General features: G+C 34.5%; 4 protein-coding genes and 1 pseudogene. All 5 read right to left on the reverse strand.

Going from position 1 to position 7,407, the window contains the following annotated elements:
- Positions 1–65: 65 nt before the first annotated feature.
- Positions 66–2,528 carry a restriction endonuclease-like protein gene (locus M3210_RS08765; protein ID WP_251513387.1) on the reverse strand — a complete coding sequence of 821 codons (2,463 nt, stop codon included), beginning with the start codon at positions 2,526–2,528 and terminating at the stop codon, positions 66–68.
- Complete coding sequence (locus M3210_RS08770) at positions 2,500–4,878, reverse strand: MrcB family domain-containing protein (RefSeq protein WP_251513389.1); 2,379 nt, start codon at positions 4,876–4,878, stop codon at positions 2,500–2,502. Before M3210_RS08770 ends, M3210_RS08765 begins: the two co-directional genes overlap by 29 nt.
- Before the next feature lie 181 nt (positions 4,879–5,059).
- A complete protein-coding gene (locus tag M3210_RS08775; protein ID WP_251513401.1) occupies positions 5,060–5,380 on the reverse strand; it encodes a nucleotide pyrophosphohydrolase in 321 nt (106 codons plus the stop codon).
- Positions 5,381–5,656: 276 nt separating this feature from the next.
- Positions 5,657–7,036: a DUF2075 domain-containing protein gene (locus tag M3210_RS08780; protein ID WP_349774329.1), complete on the reverse strand. Its 1,380-nt coding sequence runs from the start codon at positions 7,034–7,036 to the stop codon at positions 5,657–5,659.
- A 27-nt stretch (positions 7,037–7,063) separates the two neighbouring features.
- Positions 7,064–7,216: pseudogene (locus tag M3210_RS20405) on the reverse strand (GIY-YIG nuclease family protein); the annotation flags it as partial.
- Positions 7,217–7,407: the final 191 nt, after the last annotated feature.

Consider the following 7,407-nt stretch of genomic DNA (forward strand, 5'->3'; position numbering starts at 1 on the left):
AGCTCCTAATATGAGTTGTCATGCCTTGATGTAAAATACAATTTTATATTTAATATTTAATTCACTCAACTCTCCAACATCCCCACCAACATCCGAAAAACAGCCGAAGGATTCCTCTTCAATTTGTCATAGGGTACAATTTCCATCTCGTTTCCATTATCTATAGCCAATTCCTGTGTATCCTTCTTTAGTTGGATATTAATATCTTTTATCCTAAACTCCGTAACACCCGTTGCATAATCAATTGTATTATCATCCAACTCTAACTGAATACGATCTGAAACTCTCCGCAGCATTTTCCAGAGAGTCACTTCTTCCTTCGACTTCATAAATAACTCCGGAAGTTCCGTAGAATCTTTCAACATATCGAGTGTGGTCAACATATAATTTGCAATACCATACTGAACTGGTTTGATAACATCGAGCAAGTTTTCCCAAATCTCCACTTCAAAAATGACATTTTTCTTTTGAATTTGAACATCCTTAATTTTTCCGTAGACAAATACTCCATGTTTTTCTGTTATACTCTTTTTCACATATAATGCAATATAATTAGCTTTCTGCCATCCATTCTTTAACTTATTAATTGGTCTGGAGTAGTATCTCCCCTTCAGATACTTGCGATATGCAGCGTGAGAATCTACTAATCCTACAAGTACAATTTCCTGCAGAGATGATTGCCACTCTTCCACCGTACCTCTTGGAAGGATTCCTTCTTTTTGGAGTTCTTCCGGACTTTTATCAACTAATCTATGGACAAACTGCTCGACTAAGTTCGTTGCATCTGGAAGAAAAGGCAATCCACCAATATTGACCCGATCAATACTTTTATAAAAATGATGATGTTGATAAGATTGTTCATCAAACCATGGAAATAATACGTAAGCACCAAATGATGTCCGTTCATATGGCCCATTAATTCCCGCTACAATTGAATCCCGGTAACGATGCATTGTATTAATATCTTCCTCTAGGGGTCCAGGGGTTCCATAGCGTCTTTTGTAATAACTTTCTGTTTGTGCATAATCCACCCGATATTTAGCATCAAAGATAAAGTTGTAATGATAATCTTTACCTTTCTTTTCGAGACTTAACATCGTATCAGGTTTCTGGTTGACGGTAGGCAATTTATTTTCATATTTCTGGTAAGTTAAAATGATTTTTTCCTCTGTGACCGGATGGCGATAAATGCGTTTGGCTGATTGATTCGCATCTAAAACTACAAACAAACCATTCCGATTCACTTTTACAATATCTTGACTTACCAATTGATAGTTCTTACCAAGAATTTGACCAAGCTTTAAAAACGTCCAATACTCATATAACGTAGCCACATCTTTTACAGACATTTGAAATACTTTACCATCAAGTACAAGGCCTCTTGAAATCGTTAAATAGATTTGATTGGCATCCCGATAATTCGGTGCCATTTGTAGAACTAAACTCATAATGGAACGGTCGAGTTTTCCAATCCTTTTCCAAAAAGGTTGCTTCAATCTCGAATCGATGAGAGTAATCATTCGCTTCACTTTTCCGATGATATATTGGTCGTCATCCTGCCTAAATCTTCGGTTCTGTTCTTGGATGGAGGTGTGCAAGTCTTCGAGCTTATGAACCAATCTCTCCATCATCCATTTGATATATCGATTTTCATTCGTATCATAAGTGACCTCTTTCTTGATTCTCAATCCTGAAGTAGGTAGGAAATGTTTATTTCCAAGCGGGATACCTCTTTCCACCTCCACAAACAACTCAGGACGCTTTCTTAAAAAACTTCTCCCTTTAGAATCGAGTTTTCCAATCTGATCGCCTCTTGCCTTCACATGAGTTTTTTGGAGATTGTGATTCGGCTGTTTTTCTATATTCGAGATTGCTCGTATGAATCGTTCAAAGTAATGTTCAATCAATCGATAGAATTCAGCTCGTGAAGGTTTTCCATCCAACTTCACTTTCGCTCCATGATATGTTTTTCGGATAAAATGGAAAGCTAGATTATAAATCTCATCATTTACCTCTTCCAATAACTTCTTATAATCATTACGATAATCCAATTTAGAAGGAAATATTTCTAGTGTCACTTCCAGCAATTTTGTTGTATGGTGAAAGACTCTGAAAGTAGTCAACCCTACTTCATTTTGGAATTGGAGATTACCCATTAAAATGTTTTGGTCTCCGATTGTAGTAGAGGAGATAGCGTTCCGAATCCCAGGATGTTCATGATGAAATGACAATTCCTGATTCTGCTTTGGTGCAATAATTACTTGATATACGCTATTTTCAAAGAATATCGGCCGTAAAGTTGAAGGTTCAACAAGAGTGTTTTGGTCAATATCATATACTTTGATTTCTTCTATATCCCTTCCGTTAACAACAAAGCCCATTGTGTCATGAAAATCCATCGAACGATATTGTTTTAAACTTTCGTACCTTTCGTGATAGGGCCTCCCTTTAATGATTAAGGAAAGGTCATCTGTTTCAACGTGAACTAATTCAATGTCCTCACGAGATCCAGAAGGAAGTGTAGCCATCACGTAACCTCCTAAGCATCTCCGCCACTTTTTTCGCACTCTGAGGATATTTTGCTGTAGCAATATCTACTTCTTCTATCTCTACTCCCTCATCCAATCTTGTATTTGTAAACATCTCATATAATTCACGTAGCAATTGTTCTACTAAGGAATCACTACCTGAGATCCGTGGAAGAATCTTTTGTAGCACACAATGATCGAAGGCTGTTTCAAAACTTAATAGATTTGCTTCATCGTTATAGATCATATAAAAACAGATTTCATCCCGGACACGATATCCGACATGAGCATTGTTCTTCTCTAAAATGGTGTTTATTTGTACAAGTTCATTTGTCACTTCTTTGATTAAATCTTCATGTTCAGCGTAAGCATCCTTTAAGTGGAGATACTTTGGCTTCAGTTTTTCATTATCGATTCGAAGTGGTGCAGCCGTATTTGTTTCATGTAGGAATGCAAGATTATCAAGTTCCACCCGATTGAACTCGATTGTATTCGCACGGTCAAGCACCTTTTTACTGAATGGATACGTTGTTTCGTCCATATTAACGGTACCAATCACATACAAGTTATTAGGAAGGGAAAGATCAAAACCTACTGTTTCTTTTGTTAACAGATTCGATGATACAACTTGTCCATCTTTCCATGTGCGACTTTCCATAACGGAAAGGATGTCACTAAAATAATGCTCCACTCGTGCTAAGTTCATTTCATCCAGCAATACAAAATATGGGTAATCTGGATTGTTTGTTGCAATTTTAATCACTTTTGTTAATGAGCCTTCTTTAAAATCACCTTTAATATCTACATAGCCCAATAAATCAGAGCCATCATTCCAGTCTGGTCGAATTGGTATCAATGTAAATTGTCCATTGTCCTCGTCTGCACCAACACTTTCGGCAAACCATTGAACCATTTTTGTTTTACCCGTACCAGAAATTCCGGAGAGAATGACAAAGGGTTTCGCCCTTAGGGAAAGGTAGAGGTTGGTTATTTCTTCTATGGTGTAGTTGAAGCCTTTAGATCGGACGTATGTATAGATGTGTTCAATAAGTTCTTTTTCACTTGCCAATTCATTCGCTTCTTTTACAGCTTCTATTGATTCATCCTTTTGATAGGCATCTACTATTTCTTGGTCGATAACTTGTAAGTCCTCGTCTACTATACCTACGGTTTTTAACCAATCGATTACATAATTATATCTCTTATCCAATACACTCTCTTTTATTTGGGTCCCATCTTTAGAACTAACAATAGTAGAACGTAGCACATCTTTTATTAGTTGCTTCGTTTCTATTTCTGTCCATTCTGAGGCTGATTCAAGTAATTGTATTATCATTTTAATAATAGGTATCGAACTAACTCGTTTACTTTGTTCTAATGCGTTTGGAACCTCCGTTACAAATAAATTTTCATTACGATCAATATAATTTAATATATTCAACGCATTCAGTGCTCGCCAGCTAACACTCCTACTTATAGAACTTGTTTGATCGCCACCTAATAAATCTTCTAGCATTTGGATCGTATGCTGGTAACTTGCATTAGGTAAATCTAATGTTGTATACTCTGTCAATTCATATGTAGTTTCTTTTACGCTCACAAAGGGTATCCTGTCTAAAATCTCCCTACTGTTAAACGTAATTTTCGTACGATCTATCTCTTGCTTATTTAATATCTCAACCAAAGAAGCTTTTATCTCACCATATATCTCGGTGGAATATGTTTCACTTGAATGCAAAGAAATAAGCTCTGATAAGAATTTATCAAGGGTTTTAGGTAAATCAAATTGAATAGATTTCTTAATATATTCCTCGTAATATTTCACCATGATTCTAAGGTCTTCTAATAATTGCTCATCAGATGGAAAACCATCAATTAAATAGGGAATATAGATTGCTGTTGATTTTTTGTAATCTACGGCAAATCTACTTTCACCTAAATAAAAGTTGTTATCTCTATGAATTTGTGGTTCTTTAATATCTAGTTCTTCTCTAATTTCTTTATTAATCCGGTCCATTTCTGCTGGAGGCGTTTCTGTTACGCCTTGGGCCAACGCTAAATAAACATGAGACATGTCTTCAGCAAATAAGTAAACAAGATAAAATCCTCTTTGTGTAGAAGTTGTAATTTCCCTGTTCATTACTGCAATCCAAGGAACATGGGCCCAATTGCCTTGGCCTACTGAACCTTTAATAAGATATTTTTTTCTATTTAGTTGGCTTTTACGATAAAATTTTTTTGGGATTTCTCGCCTTATAAGCGTCCCCAACTCATGTTCTTTAAAGGTTTCTGTTTTTGCTTGTTTGTAGTTATTCATAAAAATTAGTAGTTGGTCTTTTAGTGATGGCAATGAAAAATACCTCCTTTTAACTAAATTATCTTAATAAAAACTCCAGCATTTAATGGGAGCGAGACCTTTAACTCGAATTTCACTGTGTTCCATTCCCAACGATATGTATAGCCCGAAAACAGTTATAGGGGGATCAAAATGAATTGAATCATGGATATACAGATACAAATTAACTGAAGTATCATAAATCTGTATACTTCTTACTAATCCCAAAAGACTTTTCCACTGGATATTTACTTCTATTCTTTCTAATTTTTTCTTTAATAGCAGTTTCCATATTTATATCTAAGGCATCAGACAACAATAATGCATATATAACCACGTCCGCTAACTCATCCTTCAAGTTATCCATATTTTCTTTTATAGCTTGCTCACTTGTTTTCCATTGAAAGTTCTCCAATAACTCACTTGCTTCTAAAGAGAGCGATAACGCCAGATCCTTAGGATTGTGGAATTGCTTCCAATTTCTCTCGTCCCTGAATGCTATAACCTCCTCGATCAATGAATCGAAAACAGAGGATCCACAATTAAACTTATTACTTTTAAAATCTTGGTAGATTAGTTCTGCTTCTTTGTATTGAGGGAATGGAACAAATAATGAAACGTTCAATTCTCCAGAAGAATCTGGGTTACTCTGCTCCGTCCGCCAATCTATATGAGGGTATTTATTTTCAAGTGCTTCTTTCATGGCATACACTCTACTAGCATTCTTACTATTAAATGAGTCCAATTGTTTCATAATTTACTCCTTTCTTTAATGATTCAATAATCTCTATCCCTAATGATAGTCCCCGTTTGCTTCAGCGACCTTCATATTGCCATATTTTTGACCACGGTTTTGGTAAAATTTTAATAAATGGTTTCCTAGTTTTAAATCACTGGCATAAATATATAAACCCTTTATTCCTCTCTTTAGTAGAACATTTATAGAATTTAGTATGATTTTTTCTTTAACAGCATCTGGATCTTTGAATTCATCTTTTCCTCTGAATGCCTCAGTATCCTTATAATTTTCGGTAATAATTTTCAGCTCGTTTTTGTCCTCGTCATAAGAAACTGAAGGCCCTAATATCACGCCTACATAATTCAAGTCAAAACCTTGGATTGTATAAATAGAACCAACTTCATCTATCGTTTCTTTTCTTTCTGCCCAGGTTGTATCTCCCATAGTAGTATTCCATGGTAATTTAAACTTGCCTTCAGTTATATAGTAAGTGCCCCCATCTTTTTTATGTACATAATCAAAAGTTGAAACCATCCTCGCCAAGCCAACTTGATTATTTTTCTCACGTATTTGTTTATACATATCATCTGCTGATTCAAATATTCGAAAATCAAAATTATTTTCTCGAGGAATAGGGGTAATTTTTTTCTCGACAAATTGGTCAATCCAATTTATCATCTCTTCACTTGCATTCATACGAAATTGATTTTTCAAAATATATTCTTGTGACTTAACACCTTTTACAATCTGTCGTAACTTATTTTCATCCCAGTAACTTTTCATTTTTAATACTTGTTTATCATCGAATACTATAATAGCGATCTTGCTGTTTTTTATTATCTCTTCCAAATGATTATTCTCATTAAAATTATTGAATCGGTCAGGTTTTGTTAGGAGTAAATGTGCTTCGTCCACAAATACAATATCTGCTTTTTCATTAGACTTTTTTTGTCTGTTAATAAAGGAAGTAGGTTTATCAAAGTTATTCTTTTTAAGCGTCTTTATTTTTCCCGCAATTTTTTGATATGTTTTTAACATTTCTGTGTGATTCACTAATAAGTAGTTGTTACTATTATAAAGTACTGAGGACTTTTCCTTTGCTAATTCTTGAATTCGATTAAAGACTGCACTCAACACCACACTCTTACCTGTTCCTGCTTCACCTTTTACAAGAAAAACAAACGGTTCATCGCTATCCATTTGTTTTTCACAAACTTCAATAATCTTTTGTTTTAATTCTATTTGATCCGTTGATAACTCTTTAAAAGGAGACAGCTTATATATATCTTTGTTTTCGATAACATCTCTAGAGTTGTTGACTATTTTCTGCTGTCTTAATCGGTCCCATATTTCGTTAAATATTTTCTCATTATAAAATGGTTTGTCGTAGTAATTATGACTGATGCTATTAACTGTTTGACTTTTATTCTGCATTTTATACCGCTCATCTGCTAAGAAATAGTTAATTAATTTAGTTTCAATATTATAGGTAGCAGACCGATTAAATTTCTCATGGATAATTATAGTCATCTTTTTTAATGATTTTCTTTCGGAGTTTTTCAAGTGATTTCTCAATCGATTTCTAATCGCTACCGTCTCCCCAATATATACCGTTGAATTATTATTTAAAAAGTAGACAACGGGATAGTCTGAATATCCTTTACCAGATAAGTTATTTGTAAGCCCGAACTAAGAAATTTTATAATAGAAGCAACTAAAATTAAAAACAGAAACGCCAAATAACCGTGAATCTGAGATGTTTTAAACAGATTTACGGTTATTTTATTTTTTTGCACATGTTGCTT

The organism is Oceanobacillus luteolus (assembly GCF_023715655.1).
Taxonomy (GTDB): domain Bacteria; phylum Bacillota; class Bacilli; order Bacillales; family Amphibacillaceae; genus Oceanobacillus; species Oceanobacillus luteolus.

Excerpts from the sequence above, each read along its gene's own strand:
- M3210_RS08780 (WP_349774329.1), bottom strand. The coding sequence starts at position 7,036 with ATGCAGAATAAAAGTCAAACAGTTAATAGCATCAGTCATAATTACTAC.
- M3210_RS08765 (WP_251513387.1), bottom strand. The coding sequence starts at position 2,528 with ATGGCTACACTTCCTTCTGGATCTCGTGAGGACATTGAATTAGTTCAC.